The following is a 22,184-nucleotide window of genomic DNA, read 5'->3' as shown; positions in this document are numbered from 1 at the left end:
CTCAGTAGCGGGTAGGCCGGTGGGTGTAGCTGGCGGCGAGGATGCGCCCGCCGTTGGGCTCTTGCACGATCACGGCGCATTCGGGCTGGCAGCGTGGGCGCTCGTGCCAGACGCTGGCCCCGTTCCAAGTGCCGACGCGTTCGATCCATTTCACCAGGTTGTAGTGCGGCACTGAACGGTTGCGGTTCACGCCGCCGGTGATGACGACAGTGAGCGGACCTGGATCGTAAGCGAGCATCCAGACGTCCGCGCTGACGCCGGCAGGTCCGGCGCCGACAGTCGCGCGGGCGCGGCCATTGCGGAGCAGGGTAAGCGAGAGGTCCGGCGCGGACGCAGGCCAGCCTGCGCGCTGCTGATCTTCATAGATCGCGCGCGCCTCATCCCAATCGGAGGCGCTGATCGTTCGCGCGCCGTTGACGACAAGTTGTGGCGTGAAGCGGCCGCGAACGCGGAGCGTCTGCGAGTAGGAGCGCTGGCGTTCGGCAAATTCGGGTTGTGCGAAGGTGTCGTGCCAGCCCAGGTAGTCCCAAATCCCGACTGGGAAGGTGAGTGCGAGCACATTGTCTTCACGCGAGAACATGCCCAGCAGGCGGTTGGCGCGCGGACACTGGGTGCAGCCCTGACTGGTGTAGAGCTCCACCACCGTTTCGGCGCGGCGGCCCTGGGTCTGGGCAAGCGCAGGCGTTGCGTTCACCGCCGCGGCGACGGCCAGGGCGATGAGGAACCGGACGATCATGCGCACGACCATGCAGGCCCCGCCGCTTCGGTTCGAATCAAACCGTTGTGACGGGGCCGCTTCAGCTTAGCCTCGGGCCAGACCGCGCAGCACATAATGGAGAATTCCCCCATTACGGAGGTATTCCACCTCGTTTTCGGTGTCGATCCGGCAATGGACCTCCAGGTCCTCGGTCTTGCCGTTTGCGCGGGTGATTTTGAGCGTCACCTTCTGGCGGGGGCCGAGACCGGCGACGTTGGCGATCGAAACCGTTTCCTCGCCGGTGAGGCCAAGGCTGGCCCAGCTTTGGCCGTCAAGGAATTGTAGCGGCAACACGCCCATGCCGATCAGATTGGACCGGTGGATACGTTCGAAGCTCTCCGCCACCACGGCGCGGACCCCTAGGAGGGTCGTGCCCTTGGCGGCCCAATCGCGTGACGAACCGGTGCCGTATTCCTTACCCGCGAAGATCACGAGTTCGCGGCCTTCTTGTTTGTAGCGCATGGCGGCGTCGTAGATGAACATGCGCTCGCCCGACGGATGGTGGATGGTGAAGCCACCTTCGACCACCGAACCATCGTCGTTTTTGACCATCTGGTTCTTGATGCGGATGTTCGCAAACGTGCCGCGCATCATGACTTCGTGGTTGCCACGGCGTGCGCCGTAGGAGTTGAAGTCTGCTTGCGCAACGCCGTGCTCGGTGAGGTAGGCGCCTGCGGGGCTCACCTTCTTGATCGAGCCAGCCGGGCTGATGTGATCTGTCGTGATCGAGTCACCGAAGAGGCCGAGAACGCGCGCCTCGACGACGTCGGTCGGCGGCGTGGGGCTCATGCTCATGCCGGCAAAGTAGGGCGGGTTTTGTACGTAGGTGGACTTTGCATCCCAGCCATAGGTGCGGCCCGCGCCGACTTTGATGTTTTGCCAGTGTTGATCGCCGGCGAACACGTTTCCGTAGCGCGCGTCAAACATCTCCTTGGTGACGGCGTTGCGCACCACCTGTTCGATCTCGGCATTCGATGGCCAGATGTCGCGTAGATAAACGGGCTGGCCATCGTTGCCTGTGCCGATCGGATCGGTCTCGAGGTTCGCATAGACTGAACCCGCTAGTGCGTAGGCGACGACGAGGGGCGGCGATGCGAGGTAGTTCGCACGAACGTCCTGGTTCACGCGCCCTTCGAAGTTGCGGTTGCCAGAAAGCACTGACGCCACGACGAGATCGTTCTCAGCGACAGAGGCTGAAATCGCCGGCGGCAGCGGGCCTGAATTGCCGATGCAGGTCGTGCAGCCATAGCCCACAAGGTTGAAACCGAGGGCGTCCAGCGATTTGCCGAGGCCAGATTTCGCCAAGTAGTCGGTGACGACTTGTGAGCCAGGCGCAAGCGAGGTCTTCACCCACGGCTTTGTGCCAAGGCCCTTCGCCACCGCATTTCGCGCCAATAGTCCGGCCGCGATCAGCACGCTGGGGTTCGATGTGTTGGTGCATGAGGTGATTGCAGCAATCACGACATCACCATGTCCAATATCGTGATTGGCGTCGTTGACCGGTGCGCGCTTGTTCAATTCCGCGCTCTTGCGGAATTCATCGGTCATCACCTTCGTGAAGCCCTCGGCAACGCCGCCGAGAACAACGCGGTCCTGCGGACGCTTGGGGCCGGCAAGCGATGGGCGCACGTCCGCGAGTGAGAGTTCAAGCGTGTCGGTGAATTCCGGCTCCTCGTCCGTGAGCCAGAGGCCTTGCTGCTTGCAGTACGCCTCAACCAACGCAACGCGCGCCGGATCGCGGCCCGTGGCTTTGAGGTAGTCGATGGTCTTGGCGTCGACCGGGAAGAAGCCACAGGTGGCGCCGTATTCTGGAGCCATGTTTGCGATGGTGGCGCGATCTTCGACGCTCATGGTGGCAAGGCCCGGGCCGTAGAATTCTACGAACTTGCCGACAACGCCCTTCTTTCGCAGCATTTGGGTGACGGTGAGCACAAGGTCGGTGGCGGTGGCGCCTTCCGGCAATTTGCCGGAGAGACGAAAACCGATGACTTCCGGGATCAGCATCGAGATCGATTGGCCGAGCATTGCCGCTTCGGCTTCAATCCCGCCGACGCCCCAGCCGAGGACGCCAATACCATTGATCATGGTCGTGTGGCTGTCAGTGCCGACCACGGTGTCGGGATAAGCGTAGGTTTCGCCGTCGATGTCGCGGACCCAGACTGATTGGCCGAGATATTCGAGGTTCACTTGGTGGCAGATGCCGGTGCCAGGCGGGACGACGCGGAAATCTTGAAACGCTTGCTGACCCCAGCGCAAGAATTGGTAGCGTTCGACGTTACGCTCATATTCCAATTCGACGTTCTGTTTGAATGCACCCGCGCCGCCGAAATGGTCGACCATCACCGAGTGGTCGATGACGAGATCGACCGGCACCAGCGGATTGATTTTTTCCGGATTGGCGCCGAGCTTCGCGGCGGCGTCGCGCATGGCGGCAAGGTCAACGACGGCTGGGACGCCAGTGAAATCCTGCATCAGCACGCGCGCGGGGCTGAAGGCGATTTCGACTTCGTTCTTGCCCTTGTTCACCAGCCAGGACGTCATGGCGAGGATGTCGGCCTTCTTCACGGCGACGCCGTCCTCGGTGCGCAGCAGGTTCTCCAGCAGCACTTTCAGCGAGATCGGCAGGCGCGAGATGTCGCCCAGGCCGTTCGCGGAGGCGGCCTTGAGATCGAAATAGGTGAAGGTCTTGGCGCCTACGCTGATTGTGGTGCGGGCGTTAAATGAGTTCAGAGATGGCATGTTTGTGCATCCGGCTTTGTGGAGCTTCAGAGATGCAAACGCGTTGGGGAGCGCCCCAAATCCGGAATCAAACCGGTCGCGCGGCAAAGCTTATGTAACGCCGTTTTGTGAAGGCGCAATTGACGACTGCGCCAACGGGCGGCGATGTTTGCGAGCGGTTCGCAACACATGGCGCCGGCGGGCTCTGGCTGAGAATTGTCGTCAGCCCAGAGCCCCTGGGCGGATCTAGCTTTCGCTTGGCGGCGGCGGGGCGGCCGCGCGGCGATTGAAAATCCGGCCGCCGCGGTTCTTACGCCACCGAAGCAGCAGCCAGCCCAGCGGGATCAACACAACCGCGAACGGAATGAGCCCGGCGATGATCAAGATGATGGCCGCAAAGCCACCGACGATGATGCCGAGGAAGTTCGCGAAGGCTTGGCGCAGCGGCTCGAAAGTATCGCTGCCGACTGGCCGGGGCGACGAACTGTATTGGATCGTGAGTTCGGACATCGCAACGCGCGTGCGCATCACCGCGAGTTGCGATTGAACCGCGTCGATCTCGGATTGGACGCGCGCAAGTTCGCGTTCCACTTCAAGCAGGTCGGACAGGCGGCCACGACTTGTGCGCAGCAATTCCTGGAGCCGATTGCGCAGTTCAGTTTGAGCACGCAAGCGTGCTTCGGTGTCCACCATTTGGCGCGTCAGGTCTTCGGAATTGGTGGTTTCGCCAACCATGCGGCCACCAGCCTCATCGGCCTGTTGGGCGATTCCGCCCTTGAATGTGTTGAGCCAGTTCGGCTCCGCGCGCAGCGAAAGGTAGCCCTGCATCTGACTTTCGGGGTCGCCAGTGCGGCTTGAGCCAATCAACTGGCAGACGCGTGGGCCCGCCGCTTGGCACGCCTGAACGTGACGATCCATCACGCCGGCTAGGCGCTGGCTAGGGATCTCAAGGTTCATTGCGTAGGAGTAGGCGAGGAAAAGCACGGGCGCCGGTCCCGCGGGCTCACTCGGCGCTTGTGCGGCGGTGTTACTCGTCATGGCGTCAGCCGGTGGAGGCGGGGCCGGCGCGGCCGCAGGCGCTTCCTCGGACTGCATGCGCTCCATGTCCGCCATTCCACCGTAGGCGGCCTCGCCGCCAGCGGGAGTTTCAGCGACGGGCACACTTTGCTCGGCGCCGCACGCGGCCAGCGCCACAGCTAGCACGAACCCCACCCAAACCTGACGCATAGCCGCACCTCCCTTGCGTCCACCAAGCGCGCGCTTGGCGGATCGCGCAACCCTTTCTAGAACCGGGGCCGCATTATGAGCGCCCGCGGACCTTTCCAAGACAAGCCGATAATCCGCGTTGAAGCGCTCGCGCTTTCGCGTGGCGGGCACCTATTGTTTCAGGATTTGAGCTTCACGGCCAATGCGGGCGACTACGTCGAAGTGGTGGGATCGAACGGCTCGGGCAAGACCAGTTTGCTACGGGCGATGGCCGGGTTTCTCCGCCCCATCAGCGGGCGGATTTCATTCGAGGGCGTCGACGAACCGGCCCTCGCGTTTCATTACCTGGGTCATGCGAACGGCTTGAAGCGCGAAGCGAGCCCACGAGAGCATTTGAGCTATTGGGCCGGATTGTTCGGTGGCGCGCCGAGTGAAGATTTTGTCTCGAAGGCGTTGGACCTCAACCGGGTGATGGCGCTGCCGGTGCGCGTGCTCAGTCAGGGGCAGTCGCGCCGATTGGCGCTCGCGCGTTTGATCGTTGCGCCGCGCCCCGTATGGCTGCTCGATGAACCTGCTGCAGCACTCGATGACTCTGGAAAAGCTGTGCTCAACGAATTGATCGGTGCGCATCGGGCAGGCGGCGGCATCGTCGTGGCTGCAGTGCACGAGCCGCTAGGGGCCGCGCCAAGCCAAACGCTTCGTGTGTCGCGATGAGCGCTTTTGCAGTTACCTTCCGGCGTGAACTCGCGCTGATGTGGGCTGGTGGCGGGGCGCTCGCGCCGCTGGGATATTTCCTCGGCGCCACGATGTTGGTCCCGCTGGCGATGGGGCCGGATCGTACGCTGCTGGAAGCGGCGGGCCCGCCGCTGGTTTGGATCGCGGCTGCGCTTTCAATTCTTGCGACGCTGGAGCGTCTCTTTCAGGCGGATCTGGAAGACGGTTCGCTCGACCAGATGCTGCTGTCGCCCGCGCCGCTTGAACTTATCAGCTTTGCGAAGGGCGCTGCGCTTTGGGTGGCGATAGGCTTGCCGATTACGCTTGCCGGCGTTCCTGCGGCGATTGCTTTGCAGGCGCCGGTGGAGCGGCTTGGGTACATCGCCGCGAGTCTAGCGTTGGGCACGGCAGCTTTCATCGGCGTTGGTCTTGCGGGCGCGGCCGTTACGGCGAGTGTAAAACGTGGCGGCGTGCTGCTCGCATTGATCGTGCTGCCGCTATTTGCGCCGCCGATTATATTCGGCGCCTCGGTGGCGTCTGGGGAGGAAGTGTCGGCAGCGCTCAGCATTCTTGCGGGTTGTGCCTTGGGTGGGGCCGCGCTTGGCCCGATCGCGGCAGCTGCAGCCTTGCGGTTACAGGCCGAATGACCGCATTGCCTTTGCCCCCAAACCGAGATTGGTAGCGCCGATATGTTTGCTTTTCTCGCCAACCCAGCACGCTTCATGGTGTTTTCGGCTTGGGCCGCGCCGGTGCTGTTTGCGGGCGCTTTGATCCTGTTCGCGGCCGGTGCGCCTTGGGCGCTGTTCTACTCGCCGGCCGACTACCAAATGGGTGAGACCGTGCGCATCATGTACGTGCATGTGCCGGCTGCTTGGTGGTCGATGGGAGCTTACGCTTTCATGGCGGGCGCGAGCTTTGTCGGCCTTGTTTGGCGACATGTGCTGGCCGATGTCGCTGCGCGCGCTGCGGCGCCCGTGGGTGCTGTGTTCGCCGCCGTTTGCCTCGTTACCGGCTCATTGTGGGGCGCGCCAACATGGGGGACGTGGTGGGAGTGGGACGGTCGCATGACGTCTATGCTCGTCCTCTTTGTGACGTATCTTGGCTACATCGCGCTTTGGTCTTCGATTGAAGACGAGGAGAAGGCCGCACGCTTGGCTGCGATCTTGTGCCTTGTCGGCGCCATCAACCTGCCAATCGTGAAGTTCTCAGTCGATTGGTGGAGCACCTTGCACCAACCGGCCAGCATCATGCGCTCGGGCGGTTCGGCGATCAGCGGTGAGATGCTTGGGCCGTTGCTGACACTCGGCGGCGCTTACTTGCTGTTGTTTGGTGCGCTGACATTGATGAATATGCGCTCTGCAATTTACCGGCGCCGCGTGAACAGTGCTGAGCTGAAGAAGGCGCGTCAATGATTGAAGGTGGATGGAATTTCGTCTGGCCCGCGTACGCCGTCGCGCTAGGCGCACTGACGGTGCTTACCGTGGTTGTCGTTGCGCGATTGCAGACCTGGGAGAAGCGCGCTCGCGAGTTGGGTGACGGAAAGTGAGATTGATCGCTTTCGCGCCGCTCGTGGCGTTGCTGGCGCTGATCGGCGTCAGCGTTTTTCTGTTGACCCGAGAGGGCGAACGCACACGTTTCACCGAAGGCATGGTCGGCCAACCGGTCCCGGCTTTCGCGCTTGCGCGTCTGGAAGGCGAGACGCCTCTCACGAATGAGGAACGCCTAGGTCGCACCTACGTCATCAATCTGTTTGCTTCTTGGTGCACACCGTGCCGGGTTGAGCATCCGCAGCTGATGGCTCTGCGCAATCAGGGCGTGGAGATCGTCGGCATCGCTTACAAAGATCAGCCGGCGACTTCCGCGGCGTTCCTGCACGAACTCGGCAATCCTTTTGCGGATGTTGGGCAAGATCCTGAGGGTCGCTTTGGTCTCGAAGTCGGCGTGACTGGCGTACCGGAAACGTTCGTCATAGGACCGGACGGCGTCATTCGCGCGGCATACCGTGGGCCTCTCACCGACGAAGCCGTACGGGACGTGATCTTGCCGGCTGTGAACTAACCGCGCGCTTTGCGCCCGCCGCCGCGTGGTTTTGTTTGTCCAGCAACGCGCGCTTTGCGCTTAGCCAACTTCTTTTGCTCGCGCTCTGCTTTCGCCGACGCAGCATCCGCCAATTTCGAGATCTTGGTGAGTGTGCCGATAAAGCTTCGGCTCTTGGTTTTTGTAAGCAAATCCAGAACGGCCGCGTCGGCAGCTCGTGCATGTTGGGTCGTGGCCGACAGGAGTGTGCCGCCAGCTTGGCCGAGCAGTAGTGAGTAAGCGCGGCCATCAGATGTCGAGGGCGTACGCAGGACCCACCCCTGGCGCTCCATCTTCGCCATGGTGTCAGCAAGCGTTGAGCGATCGACGCCGGTTATACGGCCGAGATCGCTTTGACTTAGGCCCGGCTGTTCGGAGATCGCGGCTAGGATCGTGAATTGGCGAAGGGTAATCGTATCGCCGACCAATTGTGTGAAGCGTTCAGATGCGAGTTGTTCGGCGCGATGCAGCAAGTGGCTGGGCGAGCCTGCCAACTTGAACTGGTCGGATTCGCCAGAATCCAGTGTCGACCGCGTCATCGTTTGCCGCCCCAAAGCCGGGCGGAGATTAGCTGCGCGATCTGCGCGATCAATCATGCGTTCGATCATTGTTCGCCATAGAGGCGAAAATCAGCCCGAAATCGGCGCAATCAGGCGCCGGGCGCCTCACTGGGCTTGTCTTTGTCGTCATCAATCTGATGCTTTAGTACGATCGGCGTGTTTATGAGCGCGAACGCGATGAATGCAGGATAGGTCAACAACGTCCGTAAGTTCACCCAGACGTCAAAATTGCCATTTGCCTCGTTGTAGTAGTAACGCAGCACTTCGTTGACGATCGCGACGAGCACATAAAACGCGGCCCACCGTAGGGCCAAAATTTTCCAGATGCGGTCCGGCAGATTGAAGATGTGCTGGAAGAAGAGCTTCCAAATGTTTTGGCCGATCGCCAGCGAAAACAAGATCGCGGCCGCGTAGAATGCAAACGTAAAGGTGAACTTGAGCTGGATGATCGAGGGATCGTGCAGGAGGATCGTTAGTCCGCCAAACGCGGTCACGAGCACGCCGGTGACGATCAGGATCGGTGGTATTTTCCCGCGATTGAGCTTGCACCAGGCGATAGCAGCCAGCACCGAGACGATGAACAGACCGGTCGCGACATAGATCGCGTTCTCCTTGGTCGCCTCGATGCGGTAGAGCACGTTGTAGGTGATCACGAAGACCAGGATCGGCCCAAGGTCGATCCAAAGCTGGCTGGTGTTCTCGGTGAGTGACTTTGGCTTTGAGGCGCCGGTGGTCGCTAGTTCTTCGCTCATGGGGCCTAATACGCAGAAATGAGGCCGCCGGACTAGCGGCTTGCGCCGAAGGGCGTTCCCGGGCGAAATCGCGGCAAAACGAGGAGGGGCGCATGGGGATGTTTGCGAGATTGGCGGGTTTGGTCGGCCTTGGTGTGTTGGCCGCCTGCGCGAGTTCGGCTGCATCGCCTGGCCCTGACCAGCCGGTGCGTTCACTGGCCGAGATATTGGAACAAGCGCCGGCTTCGGACTGGCGTACGGTCGATCAGAACAACCTTCTCTACATGCAGCTGCCGGCCGGGCGCGTGATCATCGAACTCGCCGCCGATTACACGCCGCTCCATACCGCCAACATTCAGGCTCTCGCGCGTGCGCACTACTGGGACGGCGCCGCCATCATGCGCAGCCAGGAGAACTACGTGGTGCAATGGGGCCGCGACGAAGCCGATCCGCGTCCCATGGGTGATGGTCAAGCCACGCTCGCGGCGGAGTTCGACCAGCCGCGCGCCGGCTTTGAGATCACGCGTTTGCCTGATCCGGATTCATACGCGCGCGAAGTTGGCTTTGCCCATGGCTTTCCCGTCGCGAGTAATGGCGCCCGCACTTGGATGGCGCATTGCTATGGGATGGTCGGAGCAGGCCGTGGCGATACAGCGGAAAGCGGCAGCGGCGCTGAGCTTTACGTTGTCATCGGGCATGCGCCACGCCACCTCGACCGCAACATCGCGACCGTTGGCCGTGTGCTGCAGGGAATGGAGCTCTTGTCGGTTATGCCGCGCGGGACGGGGCCGCTTGGATTTTATGAAACCCCTGCAGAGCGCACGACCATCAGTTCAGTGCGTCTTGGCTCAGAGCTGCCAGCGAACGAACGCGTAAACCTGGAAACACTTCGCACGGACAGCGAGACGTTCCGCGCTGTGATCGACAGCCGTCGCTTTCGCCGTGAGAGCTGGTTCTTAGACCCGGTCGGGCGCATCAATCTATGCAATGTGCCTTTGCCGGTGCGTGTAGGAGGCTAAGCCTTCCGCACGAACTCGGATTTGAGTTTCATCGCGCCGAAGCCGTCGATGCGACAGTCGATGTCGTGATCGCCGCCCACAAGGCGGATGTTTTTGACGCGCGTGCCGACCTTCAACGTTTGCGACGAGCCTTTGACCTTAAGGTCTTTGATCAGCGTCACGGTATCGCCGTCGGCCAGCACAACGCCATTGGCGTCGCGGATGATCTCGGCCGCTTCGGCGCTTTCGGCCTCGCTTGCGGTCCATTCGTGAGCGCATTCTGGACAGATGAGCAGCGGGCCATCTTCGTAGGTGAGTGACGAAGAGCAGGCCGGGCAAGGTGGTAGAGTGGTCATTGGGCGTTCAATCCGACGAGGGCCCGCGAGAATGTGAGGGCATCAAATGTTTGGAGGTCCTCTGCCTTTTCTCCGACGCCGATGAAATGGATCGGGATGGCGTGACGCTGCGCTAGCGCGACCAGCACGCCGCCTTTGGCGGTGCCATCGAGTTTAGTCATAACGAGCCCGGTGATTTCTGTCACCGAGCGAAAATTTTCCACTTGCGAGAGTGCGTTTTGGCCGACCGTGGCATCCAGTACGAGTAGTGTTTCGTGCGGTGCGTCTTCATCGACCTTCCGCATCACGCGAATGATCTTGGCCAACTCAGCCATGAGCTCCGACTTGTTTTGGAGTCGGCCAGCGGTATCGATCAGCGCGACGTCGGCTCCCTCTTGCTTCGCGCGCCGAACGGTTTCGAATGCAACGCCAGCTGCGTCAGCGCCCTGCGTCGATGCTACAAAGCTCGCACCCGCGCGATCTGCCCAGACCTTGAGCTGTTCGATTGCAGCCGCGCGGAAAGTGTCCGCTGCGCCGATCACGACCTTGGCGCCCGCGTCTGTCAGGTTCTTGGTAAGCTTGCCGATCGTCGTCGTTTTGCCGGAACCGTTGACGCCGATGACCAAGACGATCCGCGGCTTCGGGCCGTCGGTGAGGTCGAGCGTCGCTTCACGTGACTTCAGTATCCGTGCGACTTCGATGGCCAGCGCTTCGCGAGCCTCAAGGGCGCCGTTTTCTTTGCTGAACCGCTGATCGGCGAGCGCGGTGCTAATGCGCGCGGCTGCTGCGGCGCCCATGTCCGAGGCGATCAAGGTCTCTTCAAGCTCGGCGATGTCGGAGGCGTCGAGCCTTTCCTTGGTGAAAACGGAGGTGAAGCTATCGGCGAGCTTTGCAGACGATTTCCGTAAGCCGTCAAACAGACCCTTGGTCTGCTCTGGCGTCGCTTGCGCTTGCTTCTTCTTCTTGTCGAACAGACCCCAGATCATACAGGCGCGCCGATCAGATGTTGGCCGTCATGGCCAGTGAAATTGAAGTGTTGAAAGCCGTCGCCGCCGCCCGTGAAGCGTACAGGCGTGAAATCGGGCAGGCGGGCAAACCCGTCTCGCTCGACGATACCTGTTGCCTGACGTCCGAGCCAATTGTCCAAATGGCGCTTCAGGGCTGATGTGGCGACATCGCGCAAACGCGCCGCGCGCGCTTTCACAACACGCCGATCGACCTGTGGCATGCGGGCGGCGGGCGTGCCTTCGCGTGCGCTGAAGGGAAACGCATGGACGTAGGCGAGACCGCATTCTTCGACGATGGAGATGAGGTTCGTTACGTGAGCTTCTGTTTCTGTCGGAAAGCCCGCGATGAGATCGGCGCCTAGCGCAATCTCTGGACGCGCCGCTTTCACGCGTTGGCAAAGCTCAATTGCCTGCGCTCGCGAATGACGACGCTTCATACGCTTTAGGATGAGGTCGTCACCGTGTTGGAGCGACAGATGCAAGTAGGGCGCAACACGTTGGTTCTGCGTCACCTGTTCAAACAGTTGATCGTCCATCTCGATCGCATCGAGCGATGAAAGGCGCAGCATCGGCAATTGCGGCACAAGTTTCAGGATGCGCGCGACGAGCGCGCCGAGTTGCGGTTGGCCTGGAAGGTCGGCGCCCCACGAGGTGAGATCGACGCCTGTGAGGACAACCTCAGGCACGCCATTGTCCGCAAGCCGCCGAACTTGTTCGACCACATCGCCCGCCGCCGCAGAGCGCGAATTTCCACGCCCATAGGGGATGATGCAAAACGTGCAGCGATGATCACAGCCGTTCTGGACCTGGATGTAAGCGCGCGTGCGTTCACTGAAACCGTCGATCAGGTGCGATGCCGTTTCGCGGACCGACATGATGTCAGACACGCAAACGCGCTCTTGGTTGCGCTCAAAGCTGCCTCGGCGCATCTTCTCGGCATTGCCGATAACGCGGCTGACTTCAGGCATCGCCGCGAAACTTTGCGGGTCAATTTGCGCCGCGCACCCCGTGACGATGATTTCCGCGTCCGGTCGTTCGCGACGCGCGCGGCGAATGGTCTGGCGCGCTTGGCGCACCGCTTCGCCTGTGACGGCGCAGGTGTTGACGATCACAGCGTTAGATAGCGCCGCCTCGCTTGCGAGCGCGCGCATAGCTTCACTTTCGTAAGCGTTGAGGCGGCAGCCGAGCGTCAAGACCTCGACATCCGCGCGCGGTGGCTTTGTCGGTGCGTTCATGGGTATGCGTCAGGTGAGCGTGTGGAGCGTGGAGGTCAAGCACACCAAGGCAAATGAAAAGCCCCGCGAGTTCATCGCGGGGCTTTCGAATTCAGACTGCGAAAGCAGCTTATTCTGCAGCGTCGCTGGCTTCACCAACGAAGTCTTCTTCGCGGGCGCCGCCGGCGCGTTCGGTGATGCGTGCTGACTTACCGCGGCGATCGCGCAGGTAGTACAGCTTGGCGCGACGAACTTTACCGCGACGGACGACTTCGATTGAGTCGACGGTCGGCGAGAACAGCGGAAACACGCGCTCAACGCCTTCGCCGAAGCTGATCTTGCGAACGGTAAAGTTGGAGTTGAGGCCGCCGCCTGAGCGGGCGATGCAGATGCCTTCATAGGCTTGCACGCGCTCACGGTCGCCTTCCTTGATCTTCACGTTCACGCGCAGCGTGTCGCCCGGATCGAACGAGGGGACCGTCTTGCCCTTAGTGACGCGGGCGATTTCTTCTTTTTCAAGCGTATCGATCAGGTTCATAAACGCACCAGGGGGCGCGAGACTGCTCGCACCCTCCTCCAGGAAAACCGGAAAGCGGGGCGTATAAGGGAAGGCCGCGCCCGTGTCGAGGGGGTAGTGGGCTACTCTAAGGGCGCGATCGGTTGGCAGCCGGCAAGGGTCACGATTTCGCCGGTCGGCCGGCGGATGCGGAGCATCGGCCGCGTACCCGCTCGGCCAATCTGAAAGGCGAGTTCTTGGCCTGCGGCATCGCGGACGCCTATAAAGCCTTCCGCCTCGTTGATGACCGAGAACCCGCCGAGGCCGCTGTGAAACCACGGCATGTTGAGGGGTGGGAAGAAGTAGGCCGCGCCAGGGGTCCGGGCGACGGGTATAACGTGGAGCCCGCGCAAGCCGCGCACGCGGCCAGCCGATTCATCATCGAGCTCGGCCGGCATAGCTGCATCGAGCGCCTGCATTTCTTGCTCAGCGCCCGCGCATGCTGCTGCGATCGATGCTCCGGTGAGCGCTCCCTCGACCGGGCGCCACATCGCGCCAATAGCGCCCGAGGCGCGGGTGAGTTCAGGGGTGGCCGAAGGTGTTTGAGCCGCGACGGGTGAGGCCACTAGGCAGAATAGGGCAAGAAGGATGCGGCGCATGCGCTGTTCCTCGCGCCGAAATCTGGCCGTCTTGGGGCAGGCCGTCTGCTGCATGCGCGGCAAGGTAGCGCCCGTCGCGCTTTTGCGGGTAAGGCCGCTCCAGTTCTGAGGAGGCGGGTATGCGTACGGCGTTGCTGGGATTGGTTGTTGGCCTCTCGCTCTTGGCAGGGACGGCGCACGCGCAGACAACGGACGTTCTTGCCCCGGCTCGGCAAGGGCAGCTCCAGTGCTACGAGCCAAATGTCGCCAGCAAGACCTGCCAAAGCCTCGGCGGTTACACCTTCGCGGCCAATGGCGTGATCGACAACGTAGCGTGGGTTTTGATCATGCCGGAGCCGGTGGTGATCATGCGGATCAGTTCACCCGTTGTCGTTCGCAACAACGCGATCTGCGGACCTCTCTCCGCAGCCGACATTGCGCGCGCCACGTTCACGATCCAAGGCGCGCCTGCGGGCGAGGCTGATACCCGTGACATTCGTGCAGGTTTGACGGAGCAGCTGGCGCCGATGCTCAACCAGGAAAGCTGCTTGACGCTCACTGCGGACGGGAACGGGTTTCGCGCTGACACCACGATAGGCGGCGTGCCGCAACCTCAACAAACGCAACGCGTCATTTGGATCGGGCCCAACGACGGCTATCGGGTCGCGCCCTAGTCGTTGCGCCGCGTCCGGGTGATGCGTTCGCGTTCCGATTTGCGCCAAGCTTCGACCTTCGCGTGATCGCCGGACGTCAGCACTTCGGGAATCGTGCGCCCCTCCCACTCACGCGGGCGTGTGTACTGAGGGTGTTCAAGCAAGCCATCGCCGCTGAAGCTTTCTTCGTGCGTTGATGTCTCGTTGCCCAGCACGCCGGGGATAAGCCGGACACAGGCTTCGAGCAGGACCATTGCGGCTGCCTCGCCGCCGGCGAGCACCGCTTCGCCAACAGCGACCTCTTGCATCCCGCGTCCATCAATGACGCGCTCGTCTAAACCTTCGAAGCGGCCGCAAAAGAGTATCACTCCGGGCCCCGCCGCCCATTCGCGCACCATCTCTTGGCTAAGCTGCTTGCCGCGTGGCGACAGGTAGATCACCGGCCGATCAATTCGCTCGATACTGTCGATAGCCGCCGCCGCAACATCGGCGCGTAGCACCATGCCGGCGCCGCCACCGGAGGGCGTGTCATCGACGTTCTTATGGGGGCCTTGGCCGAAGTCGCGGAGTTGCGTTGTGTCGAGCGACCACAGACCATCGCGCAGCGCCTTGCCGATCAGCGAAACGCCAAGCACACCCGGAAATGCTTCCGGGAAAAGTGTAATGATCGAGGCTCTGAACATTGCCTCGCTTCGTAACCCGAAGCGTTACTTCTCGATAGGCTCAGGCGCCGGGGGATCGAGCACGACGCGCTTGGTGGCGAGGTCAACGTGCGGCACCGCTTCCTTGGTGAACGTGACGCGCACGTTCGGGCCACCGTTCGGCGGCTTGTATTCAAGGATGTCGCCGGCGCCGAAATTCCACACCGCGACGATGTCGCCGAGCACCGTGCCATCGAGCGCTTCGGCGCGTGAGCCGAGCAGGTCGACGACGTAGAACTCATCCTTCGCCGTGCCAGGCAGATTGGCGCGCGGCACGAACACCTTTTGGCCCTTCATGGCGTCAGCTTGCTCCTTGGTTTTCACCTCAGGAGCAACAACGGCCACACCGTCTTTCAGTTCACGCCAGCTCTTTGGCTTCAGCAGAACTTTGCCGGCTTCGTCATAAAGCGGGCCGTAGGCGATGACGCCATCCTTCTTCTCGGTGAAGGCGCGCAGACGTACTTCACCCTTCACTCCGAACGCGCCTGCAATGGCGCCGACCATGATCATGCCCTTGTTGGCCGTGCTTTTCGGCTTGAACGCCGGCACGTCTTTAAGGTCGCCAACCGCTTCGGGCTGTTCAGCGACGGGCTTCGGAGCGGTCAACGGTTTCGGCGCAACGCGCACAGGCGTCGGCAACGGCGCGCGCGTGATCGGCTGAGCGCGGCCAGCAGCGACCGCCATCGGCTTCGATGGCATCGGCTTGGCGAGCGCAGCTGCGACAGGCGCGAGCTTCGGCGGCTTGGGAGCCTTCGGCGCCTTTTCGGCCTTGGGCGGCTTCGCTGGTTTCTCAGCTTTGACCGGGGGCGCCTTGGCGGGCTTTGGCTCCGGCGCTGGTTTTGCGGCCTTCGCGGGCTTTTTGGGCTCGGGCTCTGGCTTTGCCGCTTTGGTTGGCTTTGGCGGCGGCGGCGCCTTTGCCTTCGGCTCGGGCTTGGCGGGGGTCTTTGGCGCGGGGGCCGCTGGCTTTGCAGCAGCCTTCACGTCCGCCTTCTTTTCCGGCTTAGCCGCCGCCTTCGGCAGGGCTTTAGCCGGCGGCTTCGCTGCCGGCGCCTTAGGCGTTGCCTTTGGGGCTGGCGCTGCCTTGGCCGCAGCCTTGGGCGGCGGGGCCGCCTTGGACTTTGGCTCGGGCTTCGAGGGCTTGGCCGTCGCCTTTGGGGGCGGCGGGACTGGCGCTGCGGCCTTTTTCGGCGCGGGTTCGCCACGACGAGGGGCCGGCGCTGCCTTTTTGGCAGCAGCCGGCGCGGCCTTGGCGCCAGTCTTCGGTTTGCTCAGGGCGGACTTCTTCTCGGCCACAGGTGTTCCTTATGCCTCCGAAGCGGCCTCGGCAGGAGCGGCTGACGCAGCGGCTTCAGCTTCAGCACGCTCTGTCATCTTCTTGCCGGGCTTGGCTTTATTGGGGTTGTTCTTGGTTTCGCGCTTGAAAACGCCCGCTTGGTCGAGGAAGCGCGCAACGCGATCCGTCGGCAGGGCGCCCTTTTTCATCCAGTCTTGAATCCGCTCGAGCTTGAGGTTGACCCGGTTCGGGTCGTCGGACTTCAAGATAGGGTTGTAAGTTCCAACTTTCTCGATGAAACGCCCATCACGAGGGCTACGGCTGTCGGCCACCACGATTGAGTAGTATGGGCGCTTCTTCGCGCCGCCACGGGCCAGACGGATTTTCAGGGACATTTCTACGCTTCTCCTTTGAACTCTTAGCTTTTTTTGTTGCTTCCGGGAAGTCCCGGGAGGCCACCAGGAAGCCCTGGAAGCCCAGATTGAGGGTTAAGGCCCGGCAACGCCTTACCGGAGCCGAGTTGTTTCAGTGCTTCAGGGCTGGGTCCGCCCATCCCCGGCATGCCGAAGGGCATTTTGCCCTTGCCCATGGCCTTAGCCATGTCGGCCATGTTCCGATGCATCTTTAGGAGGCGGTTCACCTCCACAACTTCGACGCCCGACCCCTTGGCAATGCGCGCGCGGCGGCGGCCGTTGATCAGGTCGGGCTTTGCCCGCTCGGCCTTGGTCATTGAGCGGATGATCCCGATTTGACGGTGGATTTGGCGGTCGTCGAGTTGGGCGTCCGAGATCTGGTTCTTCATCTTTTGGACGCCTGGCAGCATGCCCATGACGCCCTTCAGGCCACCAATCTGCAGAACTTGGCTCAATTGCTTCTCGAGATCGTCGAAGTCGAAGCGGCCCTTGGCCATCTTCGCAGCCATTTTCTCGGCTTCGGCGCGGTCGACATTTTCAACGGCCTTTTCGACGAGGCCGACAATGTCGCCTTGGCCAAGAATGCGACCAGCGATCCGGCGGGCGTCGAAGACCTCAAGCGCATCGGCGCGCTCGCCAGCGCCGAGGAATTTGATTGGAAGGCCGGTCACGGCGCGCATCGAAAGCGCTGCGCCGCCACGGCCATCGCCATCGGCGCGCGTCAGCACCAAGCCGGTGAGCGGCAGACGTTCGTGGAAACGCCGTGCAGTCTCGACGGCGTCTTGGCCGGTTAAGCTGTCGGCGACCAGCAGGACTTCGCCCGGTTTAGCTATCTGCGCGATCGATGCCGCTTCCGACATCATCTCTTCATCGATCGTCGTGCGGCCGGCGGTGTCGAGGATGAGCACGTCGTGACCGCTAAGACGTGCTTGCTGAAGTGCGCGCTTGGCGATCTCTTCTGGACTTTGGCCTGGGACGATCGGCAGTACGTCTACACCGATGCTTTTGCCGAGGGTGGCCAATTGCTCCATCGCCGCCGGGCGGCGCGTGTCGAGCGAGGCGATGAGCACACGCTTGCGGTCCGTCTTGGTCAGACGGTTGGCAATCTTCGCAGTGGTGGTGGTTTTGCCTGAGCCCTGAAGGCCGGCCATCATGATGACGTTTGGCGGCTCGCCAGCGACGCGGAGTGGTTCGGGGGGGCCATCGCCTCCAAGCGTCGCGACCAGTTGGTCGTGAACGATCTTGATAACCTGTTGACCCGGCTTCACCGCCTTGATGACGCTTTCGCCAACTGCTTCGATCTTCACCTTGGCGATGAAGTCTTTCACCACCGGCAAGGCGACGTCGGCCTCCAACAGCGCCACACGCACTTCGCGCAAAGCGGCTTCGACATCGGCTTCGCTGAGCGCGCCGCGCCCAGTGAGCTTGTCAAAAACGCCTGATAGGCGGTCTGTTAAGGCTTCAAACATCGCATCTCCAGGTCATGCGTTTCCCGATTTCCTCGGAAACCGGTGGGCCAAAAGCAGTTTTACCCCGCCGGACGATCACGTCGGGCGGGGTGCCTCGCCAGCCTCCAGACCCAAATATGGGTCGTGTGCCGGTCAAAGCGCAGCTCAAAGCTGGCGCATGAGCGGGTGTTTAGCCCTTGAGCCGGTAAGCGTCAAACCGCCAACCGGCGGGTCACCTCTGCGCCAATGGCGAGCGATGAGGTCAGGCCGGGGCTTTCGATGCCGAAGAGGCAGATGAGCCCCTCCATTCCATGGTGTTCGGGGCTGTCGAGCACGAAGTCGGGCTGCGGTTCGTTTTGCGCGTGGATCTTCGGGCGAATGCCGGCGTAGTCGGCGGTGAGCGCACCGTCAGGTAGGCTTGGCCAGAATTTGCGGATGGCGTCGTAGAATTCTTCGGCCCGCTTGGGATCGACGACGTAGTTTTCTTCGGTGATCCATTCGATGTCGGGGCCGAAGCGGGCGGCGCCGCCAAGGTCTCGGCGATAGTGCGTGCCGAGCGCTCCCGGGACCGGCGGCGGATAGATGAGCCGAGCGAACGGCGCTTTCATGCTGATGGTGAAGTAGTTGCCCTTGGCGAGGTGCTGTTTGGGAATCCGATCTTTCGGAAAGCCTTCAATTGCGTCGGCGCACTTTTGAGCGCTGAGGCCCGCGGAGATCACGAGGTTGCGCGCGCTAATTGTCGTTGGGCTCTCGCCACCGACGCGAATGTCGTAGCCTTCGGACGTCGGCGCAGCCCCCAGAAACGGCGAATTCAACACCACCGCGCCGTGGTGGGCCTCTATCTCCCCTTCGAGCGCGTCCATGTAGCCGTGCGCGTCCATGACGCCGCTTTCGAGATACTCGACCGCGCGCACGCATCGAAGTTGCGGCTCAAGCAACCGCGCCTCAGCGCCGCTGATCCATCGCGCGTTCTCGACGCCGTTGATCTGCCCTTGCTTGAAGTACTTCTCGATCGGCGGGATTTCGCTTTCTTCCGTCGCGACGAAGAGCTTGCCGCACTTCTGAAAGGCCACGTTGTGATCGGCCAGGAACTGATACATCGCGCGCCGGCCCTCGACGCAGAACTTCGCTTTCAGAGAACCGCTGGGATAGTAGAAGCCGGCGTGCACGACCTCGGAATTGCGTGACGACACGCCGGCGCCGATGCGGTTGGCGCTCTCCAATACCAGAACGCTATTGCCGGTTTTGGCCAGTTGATAGCCGCACGCGAGGCCCACAGCGCCCGCGCCGACCACCACCACATCGAAATCGCTCATGGGCGCACCGGTATCGCAGAAAACTTAAGGGCAGATAACGAGTGGGGCAGGGTCTGCAAACCTTCGGTTAATCGTATTTCCCGCATTTTTCACAGGCGAGTGAGTCTCGCTGTACGGAGCGCCGGTGATTAATCTGCAGGATCCGTCAATGCTGGCCGCCGCCAGAGGACAGGTGAAGAGCCTGCGCTGGCGCCTTGCGATTGGCGCGATTTACGCGACAGGCGCCGCACTGGTGCTTGAAAACGCCTCGGCTGGCTTCGGCTGGTATCTCGTGCTGGGTTTGTCGATGTGTTTCGACTACCTGCTCGGCAAATCCTATCTCGAACAGCGCGGTCAGGAAGACCGCAAAACTGCGGGCGCGTTGTTCATTTGGGGCACGCTTTTCAGCATTTCGATTTATGCCGCCATGCCTGTTGCGTTGGCTGCGCTGGGTGGCGGACCTGGCCGGGTGCTAGGCGTCCTGATCGCCGCAAGTTCGCTGGTCAGCGTGATGATGTTCACCTTCCAGGCGCCGCGCTTCATGTATCTTGCGGCCATTCCGCCAACGATTGCTCTGATGGCGATGCCGCTTATTCCATTCGATCCGGCCGCTCTCAACGCGACCCAAGGCGCGCTCGGCGTTGCTTGTGGCGTCGTTGGTTTCCTCGCGTACGTAACGCGCTCGGCGCTCAATAATGGCAAGATGGTCGCAGGTTGGACCGCTGCGCACAAGGTTGCAAAGGATCGTCAGCTCGAAGCGGAAGTGAAGCGGGCCGAAGCTGAAGAGGCTAACCGCGCCAAGTCCGAATTCTTGGCCGTGATGACTCACGAACTTCGCACGCCGCTCAACGCTGTGATTGGATATGCGGAGATCATTCAAGAAGACCTGGAAGCGGACGGTCGTGAGGAGCTATCCGATGACGCCGGGCGCATCAGCAATTCCGCGCGCCATTTGCTTGGCCTCATTGATCAGATCTTGAATTTCTCGAGTATGGACGCTGGCGTCGACGGCTTGCGGGCGCGCGATGTTGATGTTCGCAAACTCATCGAAGAAGCGGTTCATTCCGTTCAGGATGAGGCGCGCGCGGCGAACAACCGTATCTCCATGCGCGTCGCGAAGGAGGCCGAGCGCGCTTACACCGATGGCGGCAAGCTTGCGGTGTGTCTTGCATCCTTGTTGTCGAACGCAGTGAAGTTCACGTCTCAAGGTCTGATCGCGGTTTCGGCGGATCATGAGTTCAATGAGTCCGACACGCTCGTGCTTTCGGTGTCTGACACCGGCGTCGGAATCGCGCCTGAGGACATGCCGAAATTGTTCAAGGCGTTCACACAACTTGACGGCACCGCCACCCGGGAAAAGGGAGGCATGGGGCTTGGTCTGTCGATCGCTCAGCGGATGGCGCACGCGCTAGGCGGCGCCGTAACGGTGACCAGCGAGCGCGGTGTCGGATCGACGTTTGTCGTTCGTGTTCCCTTGAAAGTCGCGGTTGTCCCGATCAAGGAACGCGCGGCAGCCTAAATCATGCAAAAAATCACCCCGCCCTCTCCCCTCTCGCAGGAGGGAAGAGGAAATTGCGCCATGCGGGGGAGGGTCGGCGCAGCGGGGCTTGGTTAGACAAACGCTTCTTGTTGGGTGCCGTTCCGGGTTGCGACCATAAGCGCACACCCAATATCAGAAGAGTTCTGCGATAGAATTCACCTATGGACGACCGGTTACCCGCTTCATCGATGCCAACTTTGCGGCAGCTGCAGTTTTTGACTGCTCTGCGTGCAGAGCGAAGCTTCGTGGCGGCGGCGGAGGCGGTGGGGGTGACGCAGCCGACGCTATCGGCGGGCATCAAAGATCTTGAGACCACGCTTGGCGTGACGCTGGTTGAACGTGGCCGGCTGGGGGCGGTGCTGACACCGGCAGGTGAAGAGGCGGCGGAGCGAGCGGCGAGTGCGCTCAGCGAGGTCGAAGAACTCGTTCGTGCGGTGCAGACCGCGGGTGAGCCGTTCTCTGGTGTGTTTCGCCTGGGCGCCATCCCCACGATCGCGCCCTTCCTGCTCCCGCGCGCGTTGCCGCTGTTGAAGCGTAAGTTTCCAAAGTTGCGCTTGCAGTTGCGCGAGGATTTGACGGGCCGGTTGGTAGAGGCGCTGCGGGCCCGCACCATCGATGCGGCGTTGATCGCGTTACCCTACGAGGCACACGGAATTACCAGCGTGCCGATTGCCGAAGACGAGTTTCTTTTCTTGTGCCCGGAGGATCATCCACTGGCGAAGCGCAATGACCTGGCGCCGGAGCATCTCCGGAGCGAAGAGGTGTTGCTGCTCGAAGATGGCCATTGCTTGCGAGATCACGCGTTAGCTGCGTGTCGCCTGCCGAGCAGCAAGCGTTCCACGGACGTCGGCGCCACGAGTTTGCACACTTTGGTGCAAATGGTCGGCGGTGGGATGGGCGTGACGTTGTTACCGAAGATTGCCGCCGAAGCGGGCGCGGCGGCGGGCGCCCATGTCGCTGTCCGCCAGTTCGCGACACCGATGGTCGGCCGCTCGCTCGGTGTTGCGTGGCGTGAGGGCGGGCAGCGCGAAGAAGAGGCGCGAACCCTCGCTGGCGTTCTGCGCGAACTCTTCTAGGAGGTGGGCCAATCTGGCTTTGACAATTGCTTGGCCAGATGCGGCAGGCGAATAATAAGCCAAACGGCGGACCAGATATTCCCAAGGATAAAAATCGGCGCCGCCCATAAGGCGGCGACCACCCATGAACGCTCTGTCAAAAAGACAATAACGCTGAAGAAGACAAAGCCGATGTAAAGATCGGCGAGGCTCGCGATGCCCCACGGCAGCGTGATGACGACGCCGAATTGGTCGAGGAAGCTGCCGTGCAAGTCCTGCATGGAGAAGCCGGCCCAGATGACCAGGCCGAGCAGGGCCAAGCCTAGGATTCCGGTTACGGCGCGCAGTACGTTCAT

Annotated in this window: 25 protein-coding genes; 9 read left to right on the top strand and 16 right to left on the bottom strand. The window is 61.9% G+C overall.

The genetic code is table 11. The annotated features are described in order from the left end of the window. Nucleotide 1: 1 nt before the first annotated feature. The 3 genes from ATE48_RS01545 to ATE48_RS01535 form a co-directional block, all read right to left on the bottom strand. Nucleotides 2-748: a DUF1223 domain-containing protein gene (locus ATE48_RS01545; RefSeq protein WP_066767159.1), complete on the bottom strand. Its 747-nt coding sequence runs from the start codon at nucleotides 746-748 to the stop codon at nucleotides 2-4. A gap of 54 nt (nucleotides 749-802) precedes the next feature. Beyond that, entirely contained in the window at nucleotides 803-3,496 is a 2,694-nt protein-coding gene (acnA, locus tag ATE48_RS01540; protein WP_066774484.1) for an aconitate hydratase AcnA, read from the bottom strand. A gap of 225 nt (nucleotides 3,497-3,721) precedes the next feature. After that, entirely contained in the window at nucleotides 3,722-4,702 is a 981-nt protein-coding gene (locus tag ATE48_RS01535) for a DUF4349 domain-containing protein (RefSeq protein WP_066767158.1), read from the bottom strand. Nucleotides 4,703-4,777: 75 nt separating this feature from the next. Between ATE48_RS01535 and ccmA the strand changes: the two genes are divergently transcribed. Genes ccmA through ATE48_RS01515 form a run of 5 tightly spaced genes read left to right on the top strand, consistent with a single transcriptional unit; the run spans nucleotide 4,778 to nucleotide 7,453 of the window. Beyond that, on the top strand, nucleotides 4,778-5,395 hold the full coding sequence (ccmA, locus tag ATE48_RS01530; RefSeq protein ID WP_066767157.1) for a heme ABC exporter ATP-binding protein CcmA: 618 nt from the start codon (nucleotides 4,778-4,780) through the stop codon (nucleotides 5,393-5,395). After that, on the top strand, nucleotides 5,392-6,042 hold the full coding sequence (gene ccmB / locus ATE48_RS01525; RefSeq protein WP_066767151.1) for a heme exporter protein CcmB: 651 nt from the start codon (nucleotides 5,392-5,394) through the stop codon (nucleotides 6,040-6,042). Before ccmA ends, ccmB begins: the two co-directional genes overlap by 4 nt. A gap of 42 nt (nucleotides 6,043-6,084) precedes the next feature. Then, nucleotides 6,085-6,807 carry a heme ABC transporter permease gene (locus ATE48_RS01520; protein ID WP_066767150.1) on the top strand — a complete coding sequence of 241 codons (723 nt, stop codon included), beginning with the start codon at nucleotides 6,085-6,087 and terminating at the stop codon, nucleotides 6,805-6,807. Further along, nucleotides 6,804-6,941 carry a heme exporter protein CcmD gene (locus ATE48_RS19605; protein ID WP_156767547.1) on the top strand — a complete coding sequence of 46 codons (138 nt, stop codon included), beginning with the start codon at nucleotides 6,804-6,806 and terminating at the stop codon, nucleotides 6,939-6,941. The genes ATE48_RS01520 and ATE48_RS19605 overlap by 4 nt, the downstream gene beginning before the upstream one ends. Next, nucleotides 6,938-7,453: a DsbE family thiol:disulfide interchange protein gene (locus ATE48_RS01515; RefSeq protein WP_066767146.1), complete on the top strand. Its 516-nt coding sequence runs from the start codon at nucleotides 6,938-6,940 to the stop codon at nucleotides 7,451-7,453. The genes ATE48_RS19605 and ATE48_RS01515 overlap by 4 nt, the downstream gene beginning before the upstream one ends. On the opposite strand, the gene ATE48_RS01510 is transcribed toward ATE48_RS01515, so the two are convergent. Further along, nucleotides 7,450-8,010 (bottom strand): MarR family winged helix-turn-helix transcriptional regulator, encoded by a 561-nt coding sequence (locus tag ATE48_RS01510; RefSeq protein ID WP_066774483.1) that lies wholly within the window; start codon nucleotides 8,008-8,010, stop codon nucleotides 7,450-7,452. The two genes, ATE48_RS01515 and ATE48_RS01510, sit on opposite strands and share 4 nt — an antisense overlap. Nucleotides 8,011-8,120: 110 nt before the next feature. Next, nucleotides 8,121-8,783 (bottom strand): inner membrane-spanning protein YciB, encoded by a 663-nt coding sequence (locus ATE48_RS01505; protein ID WP_066767144.1) that lies wholly within the window; start codon nucleotides 8,781-8,783, stop codon nucleotides 8,121-8,123. Nucleotides 8,784-8,875: 92 nt separating this feature from the next. Between ATE48_RS01505 and ATE48_RS01500 the strand changes: the two genes are divergently transcribed. After that, complete coding sequence (locus tag ATE48_RS01500; protein ID WP_228126733.1) at nucleotides 8,876-9,781, top strand: peptidylprolyl isomerase; 906 nt, start codon at nucleotides 8,876-8,878, stop codon at nucleotides 9,779-9,781. Here the strand turns inward: ATE48_RS01500 and ATE48_RS01495 are convergent. The 5 genes from ATE48_RS01495 to ATE48_RS01475 all read right to left on the bottom strand — a co-directional run bounded on the left by ATE48_RS01495 (nucleotide 9,778) and on the right by ATE48_RS01475 (nucleotide 13,471). Beyond that, entirely contained in the window at nucleotides 9,778-10,116 is a 339-nt protein-coding gene (locus tag ATE48_RS01495; RefSeq protein WP_066767141.1) for a zinc ribbon domain-containing protein YjdM, read from the bottom strand. The genes ATE48_RS01500 and ATE48_RS01495 overlap by 4 nt on opposite strands. Beyond that, the gene (ftsY, locus tag ATE48_RS01490) at nucleotides 10,113-11,081 is read right to left on the bottom strand and encodes a signal recognition particle-docking protein FtsY (RefSeq protein WP_083197104.1); all 969 of its coding nucleotides are present in this window, start codon (nucleotides 11,079-11,081) and stop codon (nucleotides 10,113-10,115) included. Before ftsY ends, ATE48_RS01495 begins: the two co-directional genes overlap by 4 nt. Further along, nucleotides 11,078-12,337, bottom strand: coding sequence for a tRNA (N(6)-L-threonylcarbamoyladenosine(37)-C(2))-methylthiotransferase MtaB (gene mtaB, locus ATE48_RS01485; RefSeq protein ID WP_066767139.1), 1,260 nt, complete (start codon nucleotides 12,335-12,337; stop codon nucleotides 11,078-11,080). The genes ftsY and mtaB overlap by 4 nt, the downstream gene beginning before the upstream one ends. 109 nt (nucleotides 12,338-12,446) lie before the next feature. Beyond that, complete coding sequence (rplS, locus tag ATE48_RS01480) at nucleotides 12,447-12,854, bottom strand: 50S ribosomal protein L19 (protein ID WP_066767136.1); 408 nt, start codon at nucleotides 12,852-12,854, stop codon at nucleotides 12,447-12,449. Nucleotides 12,855-12,955: 101 nt separating this feature from the next. Continuing rightward, a complete protein-coding gene (locus tag ATE48_RS01475) occupies nucleotides 12,956-13,471 on the bottom strand; it encodes a hypothetical protein (RefSeq protein WP_156767546.1) in 516 nt (171 codons plus the stop codon). Nucleotides 13,472-13,590: 119 nt separating this feature from the next. Between ATE48_RS01475 and ATE48_RS01470 the strand changes: the two genes are divergently transcribed. Beyond that, nucleotides 13,591-14,124, top strand: a complete 534-nt coding sequence (locus ATE48_RS01470; RefSeq protein ID WP_066767130.1) for a hypothetical protein — start codon at nucleotides 13,591-13,593, stop codon at nucleotides 14,122-14,124. Here the strand turns inward: ATE48_RS01470 and trmD are convergent. The 5 genes from trmD to ATE48_RS01445 all read right to left on the bottom strand — a co-directional run bounded on the left by trmD (nucleotide 14,121) and on the right by ATE48_RS01445 (nucleotide 19,254). Next, on the bottom strand, nucleotides 14,121-14,786 hold the full coding sequence (gene trmD, locus ATE48_RS01465; protein WP_066767129.1) for a tRNA (guanosine(37)-N1)-methyltransferase TrmD: 666 nt from the start codon (nucleotides 14,784-14,786) through the stop codon (nucleotides 14,121-14,123). The genes ATE48_RS01470 and trmD overlap by 4 nt on opposite strands. A 24-nt stretch (nucleotides 14,787-14,810) precedes the next feature. Continuing rightward, nucleotides 14,811-16,097, bottom strand: a complete 1,287-nt coding sequence (rimM, locus tag ATE48_RS19280) for a ribosome maturation factor RimM (RefSeq protein WP_083197103.1) — start codon at nucleotides 16,095-16,097, stop codon at nucleotides 14,811-14,813. Between the two features lie 9 nt (nucleotides 16,098-16,106). Then, a complete protein-coding gene (gene rpsP, locus ATE48_RS20200; protein WP_066767127.1) occupies nucleotides 16,107-16,472 on the bottom strand; it encodes a 30S ribosomal protein S16 in 366 nt (121 codons plus the stop codon). 23 nt (nucleotides 16,473-16,495) lie between these two features. Then, nucleotides 16,496-17,959 carry a signal recognition particle protein gene (gene ffh / locus ATE48_RS01450; protein WP_066767123.1) on the bottom strand — a complete coding sequence of 488 codons (1,464 nt, stop codon included), beginning with the start codon at nucleotides 17,957-17,959 and terminating at the stop codon, nucleotides 16,496-16,498. A gap of 191 nt (nucleotides 17,960-18,150) precedes the next feature. Further along, nucleotides 18,151-19,254 (bottom strand): NAD(P)/FAD-dependent oxidoreductase, encoded by a 1,104-nt coding sequence (locus tag ATE48_RS01445; protein WP_066767122.1) that lies wholly within the window; start codon nucleotides 19,252-19,254, stop codon nucleotides 18,151-18,153. Between the two features lie 124 nt (nucleotides 19,255-19,378). On the opposite strand from ATE48_RS01445, the gene ATE48_RS01440 reads away from it, so the two are divergent. Both ATE48_RS01440 and ATE48_RS01435 read left to right on the top strand, forming a co-directional pair. Beyond that, nucleotides 19,379-20,752, top strand: coding sequence for a sensor histidine kinase (locus ATE48_RS01440; protein ID WP_156767545.1), 1,374 nt, complete (start codon nucleotides 19,379-19,381; stop codon nucleotides 20,750-20,752). 182 nt (nucleotides 20,753-20,934) lie between these two features. Then, the gene (locus ATE48_RS01435; protein WP_228126732.1) at nucleotides 20,935-21,849 is read left to right on the top strand and encodes a hydrogen peroxide-inducible genes activator; all 915 of its coding nucleotides are present in this window, start codon (nucleotides 20,935-20,937) and stop codon (nucleotides 21,847-21,849) included. On the opposite strand, the gene ATE48_RS01430 is transcribed toward ATE48_RS01435, so the two are convergent. Continuing rightward, a complete protein-coding gene (locus ATE48_RS01430) occupies nucleotides 21,846-22,184 on the bottom strand; it encodes a DUF1475 family protein (protein ID WP_066767117.1) in 339 nt (112 codons plus the stop codon). The two genes, ATE48_RS01435 and ATE48_RS01430, sit on opposite strands and share 4 nt — an antisense overlap.

Source organism: Candidatus Viadribacter manganicus, assembly GCF_001679665.1.
Taxonomy (GTDB): domain Bacteria; phylum Pseudomonadota; class Alphaproteobacteria; order Caulobacterales; family Aquidulcibacteraceae; genus Vitreimonas; species Vitreimonas manganica.
Note: the sequence above shows the minus strand (reverse complement) of the source record. Positions and strands in the feature narration are given on the sequence as shown.